16 protein-coding genes and 2 tRNA genes are annotated in these 18,714 nt (G+C 68.0%); 10 read left to right on the forward strand and 8 right to left on the reverse strand.

Annotated features, from left to right (window positions below):
- Position 1: 1 nt before the first annotated feature.
- The 9 genes from gltX (at position 2) to PLE19_10520 (ending at position 7,339) form a co-directional block, all read left to right on the forward strand.
- Entirely contained in the window at positions 2 to 1,450 is a 1,449-nt protein-coding gene (gene gltX, locus PLE19_10480; GenBank protein HPD15369.1) for a glutamate--tRNA ligase, read from the forward strand.
- A 262-nt stretch (positions 1,451 to 1,712) separates the two neighbouring features.
- Entirely contained in the window at positions 1,713 to 2,645 is a 933-nt protein-coding gene (locus tag PLE19_10485) for a hypothetical protein (GenBank protein ID HPD15370.1), read from the forward strand.
- A 224-nt stretch (positions 2,646 to 2,869) separates the two neighbouring features.
- Positions 2,870 to 3,670 carry a 30S ribosomal protein S2 gene (gene rpsB / locus PLE19_10490; GenBank protein HPD15371.1) on the forward strand — a complete coding sequence of 267 codons (801 nt, stop codon included), beginning with the start codon at positions 2,870 to 2,872 and terminating at the stop codon, positions 3,668 to 3,670.
- Between the two features lie 43 nt (positions 3,671 to 3,713).
- The gene (tsf, locus tag PLE19_10495; protein ID HPD15372.1) at positions 3,714 to 4,301 is read left to right on the forward strand and encodes a translation elongation factor Ts; all 588 of its coding nucleotides are present in this window, start codon (positions 3,714 to 3,716) and stop codon (positions 4,299 to 4,301) included.
- 6 nt (positions 4,302 to 4,307) lie between these two features.
- Entirely contained in the window at positions 4,308 to 5,048 is a 741-nt protein-coding gene (gene pyrH / locus PLE19_10500) for a UMP kinase (protein ID HPD15373.1), read from the forward strand.
- A 20-nt stretch (positions 5,049 to 5,068) separates the two neighbouring features.
- The gene (gene frr, locus PLE19_10505) at positions 5,069 to 5,629 is read left to right on the forward strand and encodes a ribosome recycling factor (GenBank protein HPD15374.1); all 561 of its coding nucleotides are present in this window, start codon (positions 5,069 to 5,071) and stop codon (positions 5,627 to 5,629) included.
- 91 nt (positions 5,630 to 5,720) lie between these two features.
- Positions 5,721 to 5,793: transfer RNA gene (locus PLE19_10510), tRNA-Lys, on the forward strand.
- Positions 5,794 to 5,798: 5 nt separating this feature from the next.
- A tRNA-Glu gene (locus PLE19_10515) sits at positions 5,799 to 5,876 on the forward strand.
- A 110-nt stretch (positions 5,877 to 5,986) separates the two neighbouring features.
- Positions 5,987 to 7,339, forward strand: a complete 1,353-nt coding sequence (locus PLE19_10520; protein ID HPD15375.1) for a hypothetical protein — start codon at positions 5,987 to 5,989, stop codon at positions 7,337 to 7,339.
- 26 nt (positions 7,340 to 7,365) lie between these two features.
- Here the strand turns inward: PLE19_10520 and PLE19_10525 are convergent, their stop codons facing one another.
- The 6 genes from PLE19_10525 to glpK all read right to left on the reverse strand — a co-directional run bounded on the left by PLE19_10525 (position 7,366) and on the right by glpK (position 13,122).
- A complete protein-coding gene (locus PLE19_10525; protein ID HPD15376.1) occupies positions 7,366 to 8,463 on the reverse strand; it encodes a radical SAM protein in 1,098 nt (365 codons plus the stop codon).
- A complete protein-coding gene (locus PLE19_10530; protein ID HPD15377.1) occupies positions 8,448 to 9,149 on the reverse strand; it encodes a DUF116 domain-containing protein in 702 nt (233 codons plus the stop codon). Before PLE19_10530 ends, PLE19_10525 begins: the two co-directional genes overlap by 16 nt.
- Positions 9,125 to 9,604, reverse strand: coding sequence for a DUF116 domain-containing protein (locus tag PLE19_10535; protein ID HPD15378.1), 480 nt, complete (start codon positions 9,602 to 9,604; stop codon positions 9,125 to 9,127). Before PLE19_10535 ends, PLE19_10530 begins: the two co-directional genes overlap by 25 nt.
- 423 nt (positions 9,605 to 10,027) lie before the next feature.
- On the reverse strand, positions 10,028 to 10,633 hold the full coding sequence (locus PLE19_10540; GenBank protein HPD15379.1) for a hypothetical protein: 606 nt from the start codon (positions 10,631 to 10,633) through the stop codon (positions 10,028 to 10,030).
- Positions 10,634 to 10,717: 84 nt separating this feature from the next.
- Positions 10,718 to 11,647: a glycyl-radical enzyme activating protein gene (locus tag PLE19_10545; protein ID HPD15380.1), complete on the reverse strand. Its 930-nt coding sequence runs from the start codon at positions 11,645 to 11,647 to the stop codon at positions 10,718 to 10,720.
- Complete coding sequence (gene glpK, locus PLE19_10550; protein ID HPD15381.1) at positions 11,644 to 13,122, reverse strand: glycerol kinase GlpK; 1,479 nt, start codon at positions 13,120 to 13,122, stop codon at positions 11,644 to 11,646. The genes PLE19_10545 and glpK overlap by 4 nt, the downstream gene beginning before the upstream one ends.
- 445 nt (positions 13,123 to 13,567) lie before the next feature.
- Between glpK and PLE19_10555 the strand changes: the two genes are divergently transcribed.
- A complete protein-coding gene (locus PLE19_10555) occupies positions 13,568 to 16,492 on the forward strand; it encodes a DUF4091 domain-containing protein (GenBank protein ID HPD15382.1) in 2,925 nt (974 codons plus the stop codon).
- Here PLE19_10555 and PLE19_10560 read toward each other — a convergent pair.
- Both PLE19_10560 and PLE19_10565 read right to left on the reverse strand, forming a co-directional pair.
- Positions 16,483 to 17,736: a (Fe-S)-binding protein gene (locus tag PLE19_10560; GenBank protein HPD15383.1), complete on the reverse strand. Its 1,254-nt coding sequence runs from the start codon at positions 17,734 to 17,736 to the stop codon at positions 16,483 to 16,485. The genes PLE19_10555 and PLE19_10560 overlap by 10 nt on opposite strands.
- 105 nt (positions 17,737 to 17,841) lie before the next feature.
- A complete protein-coding gene (locus tag PLE19_10565; GenBank protein ID HPD15384.1) occupies positions 17,842 to 18,714 on the reverse strand; it encodes a sugar phosphate isomerase/epimerase family protein in 873 nt (290 codons plus the stop codon).

An 18,714-nucleotide genomic window follows, 5' to 3' on the forward strand; every position in this document is an offset into this window, starting at 1 on the left:
AATGCCCAGCCAGGTCCGCGTTCGCATCGCGCCCAGCCCCACGGGCGACCCGCACGTGGGAACGGCCTATATTGCATTGTTCAACCGCTGCTTCGCGCGCCAGCAGGGCGGCAAGTTCGTGCTGCGCATCGAGGACACCGACCGGGCGCGCTCGACACCCGAATCGGAGCGGGCGATCTTCGCGTCCCTGCGCTGGCTCGGACTCGACTACGACGAAGGCCCCGACGTGGGCGGCCCGTTCGGCCCCTATCGCCAGAGCGAGCGGAGCGACATCTACCGCGAGCATGCCGACCTGCTGCTCTCGCGCGGCGCGGCCTACCGCTGCTTCTGCACCGCCGAGCGCCTCGAGGCGCTGCGCCAGGAGCAACGCGCGGCCAAGCTCGACCCGCGCTACGACCGCCACTGCCTCGCGCTGCCCGCAGCCGAGGCCGAGCGCCGCGCCGCGGCCGGCGAGCCGCACGTCGTCCGCCTCAGAATCCCGGAGGGCGAGACCACCTACGACGACAAGTTGCGCGGGCACATCACGTTCCAGAACGCCACCATTGACGACCAGGTGCTGCTCAAGAGCGACGGCTTCCCGACCTATCATCTGGCCAACGTGGTGGACGACCATCTGATGCAGATCACCCACGTGTGCCGCGCCGAGGAGTGGATCACCTCGACCCCCAAGCACGTGCTCCTCTACCAGGCGTTCGGCTGGGAGATGCCCGAGTTCATCCACATGCCGCTCCTGCGCAACGCCGACCGCAGCAAGATCTCGAAACGCAAGAACCCCACCTCGCTCGAATGGTACAAAGCCCAGGGCTATCTGCCCGAGGCGCTGCTCAACTTCCTCGCCCTCATGGGCTTCTCGATGCCCGACGAGCGCGAGGTCTTCACAATGGCCGAAATGATCGAGGCCTTCTCGTGGGACCGCGTGAGGACGGGCGGCCCTGTGTTCGACCTCGCGAAGCTCGACTGGCTGAACGGCGTCTACATCCGCAACCTGCCCGAGCCCGAGCTCGCGCGCCGCCTGGCCGAGGCCAACGCCCACGCCGCCTCCGCGCCGCCCGCCTACCTCGCCGCCATCGTGCCGCTCGTGCGCGAGCGCCTCAAGAAACTCGCCGACTTCGACCAGTGGGCCTCCTTCTTCTTCGCCGATGACCTCGTCTACCCCCCCGACTCGCTCATCCCCAAGAAGTCCACCCGCGAAGAGGCGCAGGCCATGCTGGCGGCGTCGCTGGGGGCTCTCGCCCAGGTCGCCGACTGGTCCCCTGCGTCGCTCGAAGAGGCCGCCAAGGCCCTGTGCGCCGCGCGGCAATGGAAGCCTGCCAACGCCTTCATGGCCCTGCGTGTCGCCATCACGGGCAGCTCAGCGTCCCCTCCTCTTTTCGAGTCCATGGCCGTGCTCGGCCGCGACCGGAGCCTGGCCAGAATCCGTCGAGCCATGGCCACCCTCCAGCAACCGTAACCTCCGGTTCCCAAGGCGCTGCGGCCCCGAATCACGGGACCGCTCTGCGGTTTGCGTGGGCCTGCCGCTCGGGGCCGGCCGGGAGCATTCCCGGCAGCCCCGAGGCCCGTCTCCGCAAGTGGCCACGCCGCCAAGATAAGCAGCCTCGCCGAAACCCAGCGCCCGCCTTCGCGGCCCATCGGCACGACGATTGCTCATGCTTCAACCGAGCCGCGAGCCCACCTGCTCTACAACGCCTGCCCCATGCCAAGGATGGATTCCCATGGATGCGACGCGCATGCGGAGAAGGACCGGCTCCATGCTCGTGGAAGGCGCGGCCGCGGCAGGGGTGTTGGCCATTCTGCTCGCCATCGGCGTCTCCACCTACAGGGGCGCCCGACTCGCCGCCCACGTGGCCGCCGCCCAGTCCAATCTCAAGCAGGTGGCGGCTTACCTCGAGCTGTACTTCCGCGAGCACGGCGCCTACCCGCCACAAGGCGCCGACCTCGTGGCGGCGCTCACCCCGCTCGGCGCCGACCCGCGGATCTTTGAGAACCCTCTGCTCAACGAGCGCACCCCGGGCGACACCTTGTCCGCCCTCTACCAGGCCCCCACCCTCGCCACCCTCGACCGCCCCGACCACTACCTCACGGCCCTCATCTCCGACAACGGGCGCACCGCGGTCATCCTCAAGACCGGCGCCAGAGTCGAGAGCACGAACCACCTGAGCTTCGACCCCAGCGACCTCACCGCTGTGCTCGACATGCTCGCCGACCCGCCCGCCGGCCCCCCGCCCACACCGTCCGCTCCCCCCTCGACACCCGACAGCCCCCCGTCCCCTCCAACCGGCACCCGCATCGAGGGAGACCTGAACATCAACCCAGGCAACAGCCACGACTTCGAGTTTGACCTCCTCAAACCCGACGGGACTCGAATCACGCGCGACACGCTCCAGGAGGCAGGCCGGACCTTCACTTACACAGGCCCCGCGCTCGCAATCACCGTGCGGCCCAAAGGCAACGGCAACCAGAACGGGCTCACCGTAGACGGGGAACCGTACGCTGTGCAGAACGGCGCGACGTACGAAATCGCCCCTCTGCCCGGCGGCAGCATGACCGTCAACCTTCGCAATGCCAATCCCAACGGCAACGCGAAGTCAATGGGCAGATGGTGGATCACCATCATGGCCACCCATGCACAGATCATTCCCCACTGAGAAGGAGGCGAATTCCGGCAGGATGCAGTGTCCGCCGGCCGACGCGGGGTGGCCTTCGCCCCGCGTCGGCGCGCCCGGCAAGCCACGCCCCCTGGGACCCGCCTCCAGCAAACCCCAAAAACTCCTTGACCGGCCGGCCCATCCGGCTATAATAGATGATTCTAAAGCTTTCGCGCGCGAAGCGTGGCGACGCGAGCAGTTTGCCCTTTTTCTGGAGAGCGCGGTTGACAAGCATCTCGGTCAAGGAGTTGTTGGACGCGGGCGTGCACTATGGCCATCGCACGAGCCGCTGGAATCCCCGGATGGCGCCGTACATCTACGGCAAGCGCAAGGGGATTCACATCATTGACCTCCGGCAGACCGTCCGTGGTCTCGCCAAAGCCCGCCGCTTCCTCACCCAGGTCGCGAGCCAGGGCCTCCCGGTGCTCTTCGTGGGCACCAAGCGCCAGGCCGCTGCCACCGTTCGCGAAGAGGCCGGTTCGCGCGGCATCCCCTACGTCGCCGACCGCTGGCTCGGCGGCACCCTCACCAACTTCCAGACCATCCGCAGGAGCCTCGGCCGCCTCGAGGAGCTCGAACGGATCGAGACCACCCCGGAGTTCGCCTCGCTCCCGAAGAAGGTCGTGGCCATCCACATGCGCGAGAAGCGCAAGATCCTGCGCAACCTCGAAGGCATCCGCAACCTCAACGGGCGCCCCGCGGCTCTCGTGGTCGTGGACCCCAAGCGCGATAAGATCGCTGTCAACGAGGCCGTGAAGCTCGGCATCCCCGTCATCGCCCTGATTGACACGGACTCGGACCCCGAGAACATCAGCATCTGCATCCCGTGCAATGAGGACTCGATCCGCTCGGTGCAGGTGATCCTGGGATATCTGATCGAAGCCGTCGTGGAGGGCTGGAACCTGTCGGCGGCCGCCGACAAGGGGGCCGGCGCAGGCCCTCAGCGGCCCGCCCCGAAGCCCGCAGCACCCCCCGCGCCCCCGGCCGCGCCGCCCGCGGCCCCCGAGGCGTCGGCCACCGCGTGACGCCCGAGCCTACACCCGTCCCACCCACTCCTAGGGGAACCACATGGCCATCACCGCTGAAACCGTCAAGCAACTCCGCGACATGACCGGCCTCGGCATGATGAAGTGCAAGGAAGCCCTCGAAGCCACCCAGGGCGACCTCGAGAAGGCCGTCGAATACCTGCGCAAGCTGGGCCTCAAGACCGCCGAGAAGCGCGCCGGCCGCGAAACCTCCGAGGGCGTCATCGCCTCCTACATCCACTCCAACTCCAAGATCGGCGTCCTCCTCGAACTCAAGTGCGAGTCCGACTTCGTCGCCCGCAACGACGACTTCCGCCAGCTCGCCCGCGACCTGTGCATGCAGGTGGCCGCCACCCGGCCCATCGCCGTCTCCCGGGACCAGGTGCCCCCCGCGGTCATCGAGAAGGAACGCGAGATCTACCGCGAGCAGGTCAAGGACAAGCCGCCCCAGGCCGTCGAGAAGATCGTGGCTGGCAAGCTCGACGCCTTCTTCAAGGAGCACTGCCTCCTCGATCAGCCCTTCGTCAAGGACCCCAAGCACACGGTCGCCGACCTCCTCAACGCCCTGATCGCCAAGCTCGGCGAGAACATCGCCGTGAACCGGTTCGTGCGCCTTCAACTCGGGGAATGACCGCGCATGCCCACCCCACGCTACCAGCGGGTGCTCCTGAAGATCAGCGGCGAAGGCTTCTGCCGCGAGGGCGCCAGCGGCATTGACCACGATGCCCTCCTCTCCATCGCCCAGCAGTGCCGCGACGTCAACCGCCTCGGCGTGGAACTCGCCATCGTCATCGGCGGCGGCAACTTCATCCGCGGCCAGGTGCTCGCCCAGCGCGGCATCAGCCGCGTCACCGCCGACCACATGGGCATGCTCGCCACCGTGATCAACGCGCTCGCCCTCATGGACGCCCTGGAGGCCCTCGGAGTCGTCACCCGCGTCCAAACCGCCATCCACATGGCCGACGTGGCCGAGCCCTACATCCGGCGCCGCGCCATTCGCCACCTCGAGAAGGGCCGCGTGGTCATCCTCGCCGCCGGCACCGGCAACCCCTACTTCTCCACCGACACCACCGCCGCCCTCCGCGCGACCGAGCTGGGGGCCGAGGTGCTCCTCAAGGCCACCAAGGTGGACGCCGTCTACTCCGCCAACCCCCACGTGGACCCCAAGGCGGAGCGCTACGAGACCCTCAGCTACATGGAAGTGCTCAAGAAGAACCTCCGCGTCATGGACGCCACCGCCATCACCCTCTGCCGCGAGAACGCCCTCCCCATCATCGTCTTCGACCTCCTGACCCCTGGAAACGTCCAGCGCGTCATCTGCGGGGAGCCCCTCGGCACCCTGGTGGCGACCGACGACCTCGTCGCCAAGGGCAGATAACCAAGCACAGGAGGCACGCCATGCCATACGACGACATCTACCTCGACACCACGGACCGCATGGACAAAGCCGTCCAGCACCTCAAGGACGAGTTCCGCACGGTCCGCAGCTCGCGCGCCACGCCCGGCCTCGTCGAGAACATCCGCGTCGAGTACTACGGCACGCCCACGCCCCTCAAGCAGCTCGCCGGCATCGGCGCGCCCGACCCCCAGCTCCTCGTCATCAAGCCCTACGACCCCAGCGCCGCCGAGGCCATCCACAAGGCCATCCTCGCCAGCAACGTCGGCCTCACCCCCAGCCTCGACGGCCGCCTCATCCGAGTCGTTGTCCCCCCCCTCAGCGAGGAGCGCCGCCGCCAGATCGCCGCTCAACTTCGTCACATGGCCGAGGAGGCCAAGGTGGCCATCCGCAACGTGCGCCGCGACGCCCTCAAGCTCGCCGAGCAGGAGAAGAAGGACAGCGTGCTAACCGAGGACGACTTCTTCCGCCTCAAAGAGGACATCCAGGAACTCACCAACGAGCACGAGAAGGCCATCACCGACACCCTCGACCACAAGACGGCCGAGATCATGGAAGTCTGACACCCCGGGCGGCCCGCTGCGGCGAAAATCGCGCTTCCCGCGCCGCCCCGAATCTGTTATACTGAGAAACCCGTAACCATGGCGGATCCGCGGGGGCGTAGCTCAGTGGTCAGAGCAACGGTTTTTTAAGCCGTGGGTCGGAGGTTCGAGTCCTCCCGCCCTCACAACAGACCCCATCGTCCAGCCAGGTCCAGGACACAGGCTTTTCAAGCCTGGAACACGGGTTCAAATCCCGTTGGGGTCGCCAAGAAGGGACCTGGTCCGGTTCGCCGGCCCCGGGTCTCTTTTTCCTCGTGGCACCGCCGCATGTTCCTGGGACTCGGTTCTTCCTCGATGCCGCCCCCGTAGGAGCGCCCCGTGCTCCTCCGTCGCCTCTACTGGGCTGCGTACATCGCCTCCCACCTTCGGGGACAGGGCGGCTGGGCCTTCCAACCCCCGCCCGTCATCCGCCGAGCCCAGTCGCGTCGCCTCCGTCGCATCCTCTCCCACGCCTACCGCCACGTGCCCCACTACCAGGAGGCCATGCGGCGCCTGGGCCTCACGCCAGCCGACTTCCACTCGGCAGACGACCTGGCTCGCCTGCCGCTCATCGAACGCGAGCAGGTCCAACGGGACCCCGAGCGCTTCTACTCGCGGGCCATTCCCGACTCCCAATGCCTGCTCCTGCCCACCAGCGGGAGCTGCGGCGTCCCGATCCGAATCCGCCTCGACCTGCCAGCCCTCTTCCAATCCGCCGCCCACACGGGCCGCGAACGGGCCAACGTCATCCCCATCCTGGGGAGAAGCTTCGGGTATCGCGAGGCACTGATCGCGCCCGACGTGGCTCAGACGACCCTGGTTCTCGACTTCTGCCACAAGCACGCGTGGTTCCCTCCGGGCCGCCGGGTGCAGCGCCGAATCTACAAGATTGCCGCGCCGCTGGCACACACCGCGGCCGAACTCAACAACTTCAAACCCGATCTTCTGTTCTCATACGGCTCCTACATTGACATGCTTCTCGCCCACGCGCGCGCGAGCGGCGCACCGTTTCACTACCCGAAGGCCATCACTTACAGCGCCGACGCCATGTCGCCCGCCGTTCGACGGCTGCTGCTCGAGGAGCTGCGCATTCCTGTGTTCGCCTGGTACCGCGCGGTCGAGGCATTCAACATGGGCCAGGAGTGCGACCACCACCGAGGGATCCACCTGAACATCGATCTCCACCCCCTTCGCCTAGTGGACGCGGAGGGCCGTCCCGTGCCGGCAGGTGAGCAGGGGGATGTCGTGGTGTCCAACCTGGTGAATCGCGCGACCGTGCTGCTCAACTACCGGCTCGGCGACCGGGCGGCGATGCTGCCAGATCCCTGTTCTTGCGGGCGCTCCCTGCCGCTTCTGAGTTTCCCGCCGGGCCGCGGCGACGATTTCGTGGTGCTCCCCTCAGGCGAGTTGGCCCATTGCGCCACCATCCACGTGGAACTGGTGCACGGCGAGCCGGTCTGGGCGGCTCAGGTCGTGCAGGTCTCGCCGTCGCACTTCGACGTCGTGGCCGTTCCCCGCGAACGGTGCGACCCATCTGCGATGGCCGCGCGCCTCGCGCATCGCCTCTCGCAGCGCCTCCACGCCGAGTTCACCGTGTCGGTCACGTTCGCCGACAGCCTGCCGCGCACGCCAGGCGGCAAGTGCCCCCTGTTCGTCTCCAAGGTGCCTCGCCCCGGCCAGCCGGCGCGGTAGGCGCGACGGCCCCTTACCCGGTGCCCTCACACGGTGCATCGCGCGCCGAGCCGTGTGAGGGCCTGCTCGAACGTCTCCTCGTGGCCCGAGTAGCTGCACGCCGAATCGCCGTCGTGCGAGTAGCGATCCTTCAGGTCTCGGAACTCCTTGAAGAACGGGTTGGCCAAGGCCTGCGCCAACGGGACCTCGGCCAGGCAGTCCGCGGCCAGTCGTGCGGCCGGGCACGGCTCCAGGAAGCCGTCGGGCGAGATGTGGGCGATGCCATTGCCGCCCGCCTGGCAGCCGCCGAAACGCAACTCGTCGGCGGGGAAGCCGATGATGGGCACCTCCAGCGCCGCTCGGCAGCGCTGGAGGCCCGCCTCGATCTGCTCCGACAACGGAGGCTCGACCGGCGGGCTCGGAATCTGCTCGAGGAAGAACCCGCTACGGCACCCGCGCTGGACGAGCGAGCCGACGAACTCCGGGGTCGTGGCCGAAGCGACGTTGTCCCCCGACAGCGTGATCGAGAAGCCGAAGGGGATGTCGCGCTCGCGGAGCGCGGCCATCGCGTCCAGGGCGGTCTGGAAGCTCCCCTCGCCCCGGCGCGCGTTGCACGCCTCCAGCGGGCCATCCACGCTCACCAGCCAGAGCATGTTCGGCGTCGCCAGGCCATCGTCCAGGAATCCCCGGAGCAGGCTGCCGTTGGTGAACACGATGAACGGCACCTCCGGCATCTCCCCGGGAATCGTGAAGAACTCGCGGTGCAGCAGCGGCTCGCCCCCCGACACCACGATGAGGCCCACCCCCAGTTCCTCCGCCTCGTGGAGGATGCGGCGGGCCATCGGCACGGCCATGTGCTCCTTGGCGTACCGCTGCGTGTAGCAGTGCGGGCACCGGTAGTTGCACCGCCCGGTGATCGCCATGAACAGCACCGAAGGCACGTGAAGCCCTCGCTCCTTGCGCGCGGCAGCGCGCAGCCTCTCGCAACGGCCCATCCTCGAGAGCCAGGCGGGCGCCAGCTTCATCACATCGGCGCGCACGGGCGGCCCCGTGAGCAGGCCCCGCCCCATCTGCTGCGTGACGTACTCGCTGAACGTCCTGGGCGTCCTCAGGGAGCCCATCAACCCCTTCACCATGTCGAGCATACGGTTGGGTTCCTTCTTCCTGTCCCCTCGTGTTCCTCTGCTTTCGCCCCGTTCGCATCGGTCCAGCCGCTCAGGCGCAGCGCCGCCCGCACGCGGTCGAGGTCCACATCGGTCGCCACGCATCCGTTTCGGGTCAGCGGCACGCCGTAGGTGGGCAGGCGTCCCAGGGCCATCATCACCTTGTTGCACTCGTGCGCGCAGGCGACCAGCAGGGCCGCCTCGGGCCGCTCCTCGGCGACCAGCCGCGGCACGTACGCCGAGCCGGTCAGGATGAACACCCGCCAGCCCACGCGCGCGCCCTCCTCATGGATCGCCTGGAGTTTGCAGAGCCCGCATCGCCCGCACTGAATCCCGCGTCGGCTGCTGGGCGCCGCGCAGGCAAGATGCCGCAGGCACGCCGGCGCCAGCACGAGCCCCCGTCGCGCCACAGCCAGCCGGCCCCGGTTGGCCTCGTTGCGCAGGCGCACCATCAGGACATCCAGCGGCGCCTTCACGGGAAGCGCTCCCCAGAGCATCCTCAACGGCAGGTAGAGAAGTTCGAGGACACCCAGGGCAAACCGCTTCAGCGGAGCGGAGCCCCCATGGCCCACACGCACGGCGATGGCCAGCGACAGCGCCACACACGTCAGCCCGGCCAGGGCTGCCGCGGCCACGGCTCTTCCTATCTGCTCGGCGACGCTCCACATTGCGTCATCGCCTCCGTCACAAGGTCCAGGTCCGCCGTGGTCTCGAAGCAGCCATCCGACGCCAGCGGCACACCCCGGGCCGCCACGCCCATCCGCAGTCCGGCCAGCATCGCCCCGCTGAGTTCGGCCGCACACGCCACCCCGATGGCCGCGTCCACTCCAAGCTCCTTCGCGAGCCGCTTGACGCACCCATCGCCCGGCGCGATGCAGAAGTAGAAGCCCTCCCGCTCGGCCCGCTCAGCCAGCTCACCGAGCCTGCACTTCCCACACCGCACGCAACGGTAACCCAGCCGTGGATCCAGCCGCGCCCGGCAGTCGCGAGCCCGCAGACACTGCGGCACGGCCAGCAGGCGACGCGGGCCGGCGTGCGAGAAGGCGGCAGCTCCAACCCGGTTGGCCGCCTCGATGAGGAAACGGTCGAAGAGTCGCCCATCCCGTCCCAGCCGTCGCAGCACCAGCGCCATCGGCGACTGAAGCAGCGCGCCACCGAGGACAGCCAAGCGGGGCCAGGCGACTGCACCGGACCTCCGGTAAGCCACCAGCAGGGCCACCGTGGTTGTAACCAGGCACACTAGTACTGCGCCGGCGAGCAGGGATAACACCCCGAGTGCGCCGAATAACAGGTTGAGGACCACAGGGAGGTTCCTTGTGAGGTCATTGGGGCGGTGGGCCGTCAACTATTTGATTGTACACTAAATCTATGCGCAAATGCAAGAAAGATGATGCAGTGGGTACCAGACCCAACACCCCAGTAACCATAAGTCATTGCCTGAGAAGATTTTGGATGTTAGCGTAACCGCCGCAAACCGATCGGCGGCCCAACTGCCGTTGCTCTCAAGGACGTTCAGGATGCGAGAACGTTACTTGAGGGGAGAGGATCACCGATCCGGCCCGCGTTCCGCCGCCTCCGTGCCCCGGAGCGGCCTGGGGCACCACTCGTCATCGCCGAGGATGTCCAGGGTCGTGATCCCAAGGAGCAAGTCCACCAGTTCCGCGATGTTGAAGCCGATCTCGATAGAGAGGCCCGCGGTAGCGGCAATGCCGATCCAGAAGCGCTCGCCCACCTTGCCGCCGCGCGTCGGCTCCAGGTCCTTGGCGTAGCGGCGTTTCGTGATAGACGTGCCCAAGGTATGCACGCGGTTCCCCGAGCCGTCGCTCCCCTCTTCATTGGCCACCAGAGGCAGGCCCGCCTGATAGTGGATATCGCCGATGTAGACGTCGCCGCCCCGCTGCTTCTGCCACCCGCGGTCGCCGTAGCGCCCGCGCCAGCCGTAGTTCTCGCCCGCGGCCATTCCCATCCCAAGCACGGCCCAATCGGTCACCATCACCCTGGTATATGTGATCAGGCCGTATCCGACCGTGAACTTGAAGCAGTCGGTCAGGTCCGCGCCGCGTTTCCCCAGATAGCCTCGAGGCGGTTGTGCACACCCTGCCGCACCGGCGCACAGCATGAACGCGAGCAGGCTTCGCCTCCAGCTTCTCACTCGGACTCTCCTGTTCGTGGACGTGCGGGCCGAGTTGCGCTCCAGTAGTATCGCAGTCCCGGCCCGCTGCGTCAAGCGGCCCCCTCAGTGGCCTCCGCCTCCGGCTCCCTCGCGGCCGGCCATCACCACGCGCACCCCGCGCTCGGAGACCACTGCCGCCAGGCGGGACAGCCGGGCCTCCTCGGGCGCCTGCGTCCCCTCCAGCGCATAGGCGCGCCCAAGCCGCTGGTACTTCGACTCGGCGAAGCGATGGTACGGCAGCAGTTCGACGCCTTCGAGGTTGGGCAGCTCGCGCGCGATATCCGCGATAGCCGCCAGATTCCCCTCGTCGTCGGTCCATCCAGGGACGATCGGGACCCTGACCCTCAGTGGCACGCCTGTCGTCCCCAGCCGCCGCGCGTTGGCGAGGATTAGTTCGTTCCCCGCGCCGGTGGCCCGGCGATGGCGGTCAGAGTCCGCGAGTTTGAGATCGAGGAGGACCAGCCTGGTATCTGGCAACACCCTCTCGAATGCCGCCCACGGCACGCACGCCGCAGTGTCGAGGGCCGTGTGGACGCCCCGCGCCCGACACCGCGACAGCACCTCAGCGCAGAAGTCGGCCTGAAGCAGCGGCTCGCCCCCCGAGAGAGTCACGCCGCCGCCCGAGTTGTCGTAGAACGGCTTGTCCCTGAGCACCTCGGCCACCACCTCGTCGGCGGTCAACTCGCGCCCTTCCACCACAATGGCCTCGGCGTAGCAGACCTCGGCGCACCTGCCGCACACCCGGCAGCGCGCCCTGTCGTACCTGGCCTCGCCTCCTTCGAGCCTTCGCGCTCCCGTCTCGCACGCCGCGAAGCAATGGCCGCAGCGGATGCACTTGGCCGGGAAGAAGGCCAGCTCGGGCGCTTCCGCGATGGACTCCGGGTTGTGGCACCATACGCAGGCCAGCGAGCAGCCCTTGAGGAATACGGTGGTGCGAATGCCCGGCCCATCGTGGATCGAGAAGCGCTGGATGTTGAACACGCGCCCCGTCATGCTTGCCATCCTCGGGCGCGCGAGACCGCCTCGCACCATCGCGCGTAGAGGCGCTCGGCCCTCCCCCGCTCCATCGCGGGCGTGAACACGCGGTCCACGCCGCGCTTCTCGAGAAACCCCTCCTGGCTCCAGAGGCCAGCCGCTATCCCCGCGGCCGCTGCCGCGCCGAGGGCCGTCGTCTCGGCCACGGCGCTGCGCTCGACGGGGATCCCCAGGATGTCAGCCTGGAATTGCATGAGCCAGTCGTTCGCCGTCGCACCACCGTCGGCCTGGAGGGCACGGACTTCGCCTCTCACCTCGGGCGGGAGGGCTTCGACCACATCGCGGGTCTGATAGGCCATGGCCTCCAGCGCCGCCCGCACCAGGTGCTCGCGTCGCGTGGCGCGCGTCAGGCCGACGAAGGTGCCGCGGGCAGAGCTGTCCCAGTGCGGCGCGCCGAGGCCGACGAGGGCGGGGACGAAGTAGACGCCCTCGTTGTCGGGCAGCGACCGCGCCATCGCCTCGCTCTCGCCCGCCTTCTCGATGAGCTTCAGCCCATCGCGGAGCCATTGGATTGCCGCGCCGCCAATAAAGACGCTTCCCTCCAGAGCATATTGGAGCGGCTGCCCCTCCTTCTGCCAAGCCACGGTCGTCAGCAGCTTGTCCGAAAGCTCAAGGCGTGGGCCCGTGCTGACGAGGAGGAAGAGGCCGGTCCCATAGGTGTTCTTGAGATTCCGCGGCGAGAAGCCGCCTTGGCCGAAGAGCGCGGCCTGCTGATCGCCCAGGTCGGCCGCGATCGGCACCTCGCGCCCGAGCACGGCCCCGTCCGTGAGGCCGATGACCGACATGGAGGGCCGCACCTCGGGAAGCGTGACCCCCTTGATCCCAAAGAGATCCACAAGCCAGTCATCCCATCGCCCCTCGACGATGTTGTAGAGGAGCGTCCGCGAGGCATTGGAGGGGTCGGTGGCGTGAACGCGGCCGCCGGTGAGGTTCCAAATCGCCCACGTGTCCACCGTGCCGAAGAGCAGACGGCCCTGGTCAGCCAGGGCCCGGGCCTCGGGCACGTTCTCCAGCATCCAGGCGATCTTCGTGGCGGAGAAGTAGGCATCAATCACCAGGCCCGTCCTGCGATGAACCTCTTTGGCGCGGTACGCCTTCAGTTCCGCGCAGCGCTCGGCGGTCCGCCGGCACTGCCACACGATGGCGTTGTGGACGGGGCGGCCGGTCTCGCGGTCCCACAGCACCGTCGTCTCGCGCTGGTTGGTCACGGCCACCGCGGCGATGTCGGCCACGCTCACCTCGCGCGACACGCGGCGGAGGCACGTGAGCAGACTATCCCAGATCTCGAACGGGTCGTGCTCGACCCACCCTGGCCGAGGGAAGAGCTGCGTGAACTCGGAGTATGCCTGGGCCACGGGGCGGAAGCTGGCGTCGAAGGCAATCGCCCGATTGCCCGTCGTCCCCAGGTCCAGCGCCAACACCAGCTTCGCCATTCTGCCGGTCCTCGTCCTCGTCGCCACACCATCGCAGGGCACAGAGGCCCCGCCCCCACCATTGTGCGCGGGGACGCGACGAAAATCAACCGCGTTGGCGGCATCGTTGATCTCCCGCCGCGGCTCTGCTATAGCATAGAGCATCACGGTTGACCGGCGCCAGCTTGGCGCCGCGGCCCAGCCCGAAGGGCGGCAGGTGGTGGCCACGGGCGTAAGCCCGTGGACCGCAATGCCCCACCCACCAGCCCCCGCGGGGGGCGGCAGAGGTCCAGGTTCCTGCCGCCCCTTGCGGGGGCTGGGTCTGGGGTTGCGCCTCCCTTCCACGGGCTTACGCCCGTGGCTACACTCTGCCGCCCGCCCATGGCGGGCTGCGAAGGCAGTTGTCCTGAGTTGGTGCCGCCAGTAGCACAGTTCTCTTCCCGACCTGTTCTCAGGAGGTCCACGGATGGGTCGTTGGCTTGCCGGTGCCGTGCTCTGCCTGGCCGCCTCGTTAGCACTCGCCGCCGACGCCTGGCCGCCAAAGGGCACGCCGCTGCGCGTGCCAGTGACGCGCGACCTGTGGGTTTCGTCGTGCCCCGGCGAAACCCAGGGCAACAACGGCGGCGCCGACAAGCTGAAGACGAAGGCGTACCAGGAGTTCTTCCTGTTGGATATTGACCCCGCGCCGCTCAAGGGGCGGGTCATCACGGGCGCCGTGCTGCACCTGCACTGCGCGTCGAAGGACATCCAGAAGCGCCTGGCCGTCTCGTCCCTCGCCTCCGAGTGGGTCGAGGGCACGGGCACGGGCTATGCCAAGCAGCCGGGCAGCTCTTGCTTTGAGGAGGCGGAGTTGAGCAAGCGCCCCTGGGCCTACCCCGGCAGCGATCTCACGGCCGTGATGATGGGCGAGGGCAACACACTCTGGGCCACGTGGGACGCCACGCCGCCCGACGCCGAGGGCTGGCAGACGGTGGCTGTGGAGCCGCGCGTCGTCGCCGCCCGCGTCGCCGGCCTCTCCCATGGCTTCGTGGTCTTCGATGACACGGGGAGCGAGTGGACGCGGAACGGCGAACAGGTCAAGCGGTTCATCTTCCCCAACCGCTTCGTCCACAGCCGCGAATCGGGCGCGAAGACCGCCCCCTACTTCACCATCTACCTCGGCGACGAGGACAAGCGGCCGCCCGCCGCTCCCACCGACATCCGCCAGGACGAGGCCGTCCTCCCCGCCGGCGAGGCCATCGTCTCCTGGGTCTCACCCCCCGACGCACTAGGCTTCAACGTCAAATTGCTCCGGGGCAGCAACCCTGCAATGGCTGTGCCCCGCTACCTCATACCAATGGCGGCACCGGGCCAGCGGGTGGAAATGCACATAGGAGACCTGGGCTTCGAAGGTGGGGAGACTCTTAGCGTAGGCGTCGCCGCAGTGGATGCCGCTGGCAACACAAGCCAGCCAGCGCCCGCCGCCGTCAAGCTCTCCGCCACGCCGCCCACCGTGCCAATCGGCGGCGAGCCGGCGGCGAAGTTCACCGAGGCTGTCCCGCTGCCCAAGCTGGGCGGGGCCGAGGTCGCGGTGATTGACCCGCTGGACAAGGTGAAGCCGGACTCAGGGGAGCTGATCCCATCGCACGATGCCGCCTATCTCGCGGCGAACCACCTGTGGTCAGCGAAGGACAAGCTGGTGCGCCTCTATGCCGCCAAGAACGAGTTCGTCGCCTTCCAGGTCGTGCTCAAGGGCGCCGCGGCGGGGGCGACGCCCGCCGTCAAGCTCCCCGAGCCCCTCAAGGCCACGCTCCTGGAGTTCCACAACGTAAAGTCCAAGAGCGGCCCGCTCCCCGACCCGCTCGTGCCAATCAGGGTCGCCCTCACGTCGGGTGGCATTGTGGGCGGGACGTCCCCGTCCCGCGATACGCGGCGTGGGGACACACCGCCCACAACCTATGGCCCGCGGTGCGCCGCGTTCCTTGCCGATCTCTATGTGCCGCACGAGACCCCCGAGGGGAAACACACAGGCACCCTCACGCTCATGAAGGACGGCGACTCGCTCGCCATCGCCATCGAGCTCAACGTGTGGGATTTCTGCCTGCCCGACTGCCTGTCGTTCATCCCCGAGATGAACAGCTACGGGCTGCCGTCGCCAGAGCTGGGCTACTACCGCGTGGGCCACGCCCACCGCACGTGCGTCAACGCTCTCCCCTACAGCCAAAGCGGCAGCGTGCGCGCCGCGCCGAAGTGGGACGGCGAGAAGCTGGACTGGACGGAGTGGGACAAGCGCTTCGGCCCGCTCCTCAATGGCTCGGCCTTCTCCGACCTGCCCCGCCGCGCCGTGCCGCTCGACTCCTTCTACCTGCCGCTCCACGAGAACTGGCCGGGCGACGTGTTCAAGGACTACAACGGCTCGTATTGGGCGGATAGGGCCTTCCCGCCCGCCTACCGCGAGACGTTTGTGAAGGTCTCGCGCCTCTTCGCCGAGCACTTCGCCGAGAAAGGCTGGAATGACACATTCCTTCAATTCTACCTGAACAACAAGAACAACTACAAGGACCGCGGCTGGTCGCGGGGGGCGTCGCCGTGGATACTCGACGAGCCGGCGAGCTTCCAGGACTACTGGGCGCTCCGCTGGTTCGCCACCGCCTTCCACGAGGGCTCGGCCGCGGCACGTGGCAAGACGAAGCTCGGTTACCGCATTGACATCTCGCGGCCCCAGTGGGAGCGCGACTGCCTGACGCCGCTGACCGACTTCTACGTGTGCAGCGGCGTCTTCCGCAAGTATCGCCGTATGATCCTCGACCGCCAGCGGCGGAACGGCATGGTTATCTTTGAGTACGGCTCGTCCAACCCAATTGAGGCGTCAAACGTCCAGCCCGCCGGCTGGTGCGTGAGCGCCTGGTGCCTGGGCGCCGACGGCATCGTGCCCTGGCAGACCATTGGCAGCGAGGGTTCGTGGGCCAATGCCGACGAGTGCTCGCTCTTCTACCCTGGCGGCAAGGTGGGCAGCGCCGAGCCAATCCCCAGCGTCCGCCTCAAAGCCTATCGCCGTGGCCAGCAGGACGTCGAGTACCTGACGATGCTCGCGCAGCACCTCAAGGCCCCCCGCTGGGCAGTTGGCCAAGCCGTGCAGGAGAAGCTGCGCCTCGTCGGCGCCGCGCAGAAAGGCCCCGACGTGGGCGGCATCGAGGATGCGGGGCGGATCTCGTTTCGCGACCTGTCGCCGGTCGCCCTATGGGAACTCCGCACGCAGGTCGGCAGCATTCTGTCGAGGGCCAAGCCCGAATGGAAGCGTCGGCTCGTGGACCTGCGTCCGCCCGCCCGCGACGTGAGCAAGCTGCCCACCTTCCTCCCCGAGCCGCGTCCGCCCGTGGCCGAGAAGGGCTCCGACGGCGCTCAGCGGTAGACGAGGAGTTCGGAGAGGTGGCAGACGCGAACCGGGAGCTTGCGGAGGCGGACGCCGTAGGAAAGCTGGATGATGCAGGCGGGGCACGAGGTGACGAGGACGTTGGCACCCGTCTTCACAACGTTGTCCATTTTGCGGTCGAGAACCTGGCGGGCGAGGTCGTAGTGCCCGAGGGCGTAGGAGCCGGCTCCGCCGCAACACCAGTCGGCCTCGGGCAGCTCGCGGTACTCGACGCCCGGCAGGGACTTCAGGATGTCGCGGGGCTCCTTGACGAGTTTCTGGCCGCGAGAGGCGTGGCAGGGGTCGTGCCAGGTGACTACGAGATGCGATGCGTGATGCGTGATGCGTGATGAAGAGCAAGAAGCGGCAAGGAACTGGACCACGTCGCGGGTGCGGGAGGCGAGCTTCTCGGCCTCCCTGCGGAGCGGGTCGGCCTCGGGGAAGAGCGTGGGGTATTTCTTGAGGAACGAGGCGCACGACGAGCAATCGGTGACGACGAGGTCGTAGGGGGCGGCGCCGAGACACTGGAGGTTCTTGCGTGCGAGGCTCAGCGCGGCTTCGCGGTCGCCGTAGGTCTCGGCAGGCAGGCCGCAACAGCAGTTGGGCAGGACGGTGACCGTCTTTCCCCGCGCCTTGAGCAGTTCGAGCGACGCCTCGGCCGCGTCGGGCGTCATGATGTCCATGCCGCAGCCGACGAAGTAGGCGATGTGGAGGGCATCCCCATGGCCGTCGTAGCGGCCGGCCTTCACCCTGTCGCGGAATGCCCTGGCGGGAAACCGCTCGACGATCTCCTCGGCTCGCGGAAAGTCGCGGCCAAAGATGCGAAGGAGCCCGAGCGCCTTGGCGACGCTGGAGAGCTTCGCCTTCTTGCCCAGGGCTGCGGCGCGCGCGGCGAGGCGCAAGCGGCCTGGATAGGGCAGCAGGCGGTGGAAGAGCAGCTTGTGGAGGCGGCTCCGCCCGACCTTCTGGAGGAACTGGCCGCGGGCCGCGGTGATGAGGTCGGCGGTCGGCACCGCGGGGAAGCAGTGGGCCGTACACGCCCCGCACAGCAGGCAGGCGAAGAGCGGTTCCTTGAGGTCCGACGACCACTCGACGCGCCCCTCGACGATGGCGCGCAGGAGTGCCAGCCGCCCGCGAGCCACGCCCGCCTCGTGCCCGGTCGAGCGGAAGATCGGGCAGGCCGTCTGACAGAAGCCGCAGCGGTTGCAGCGCACGATCTGGTCGTACTGGTCGGTGATATCCATCAGCGCAGCAGACCCCTGAAGGGATGAATGGATGGGTGGATGAGTGGATGAATGAAAGACAGCGGGGAGTCATCCATCCATCCAATCACCCATTCATCCTCCGACTCAGTTGATCGAGGCCACGAGGCCCTCAACGAACTTGCGAGCCGCCCTGGCTTCTCCAAGCAGGGTCGGCAGGTCGCCAGGGGCGAGGGTCTCGATGACGAGCGGGCCGCTCGTGAAGCCGCCCTTCTTGAGCGCGCCCAGCACCGCCCGGAAGTCCACCTGCCCCGTGCCCGGCGTGACGGCGACATTCTTGGGGTGCTTGTAGTCCTTGATGCACACACCGCTCACCAGGCCGTCCACCGTCGCGGCGTCCTTCGCAGGGTCGAGTTCACCGTCGGAGTAGTAGTAGATGTTGCCGGGATCGTACCAGAGGCGGAAGCTCTTGTGCCCGACGGCCTCGATGCACTGGCGGCACTGGGGGCCGGTGGCGTTGAGGCCGCCGTGCGGCTTCAGCACGATTTCGAGGCCCTTCTCGGCGGCGTACGGGCAGACTTCGGCGATGGTCTTGTAGTAGGCGTCGTTGGCCTTCGCGTCGCCCGTGCCGCCGACCATGAGGGCCTTGGCGGTTGCGGCGACGCAACAGTCAATGAGCTTCTTGAGCGCGGCGACGCCCGGCTCGCCCAGCGGGAACCCGCCGCCGTAGACGCACGGGACGCTGAGCCCACGCTTCCTGACCTCCTCGCCAACCTGTTGCGCCTCCTCGAGGGTCGTGGCCGTGGAGATCACCAGGTTGTTCTTGCCCTTGGCAGTCATCAGGCCCGCGTGCTTGAAGCCCGCCTCTGCGATGGCGTCGAGGGCCACGTGGTACTCGTGCTTGTCCCACGGGCGCGTCCAGCAGCCGATCTGCCAACCGCCCGGCCTCTCCCCCGCCGCGCGGGCGCGCGCCGCAGCCAGTCCGAGGCCGGCAGCAGCCATCATTTCGCGTCGTGTCAT

The sequence above is a fragment of the Planctomycetota bacterium genome, from assembly GCA_035384565.1.
GTDB lineage: Bacteria > Planctomycetota > PUPC01 > DSUN01 > DSUN01 > DAOOIT01.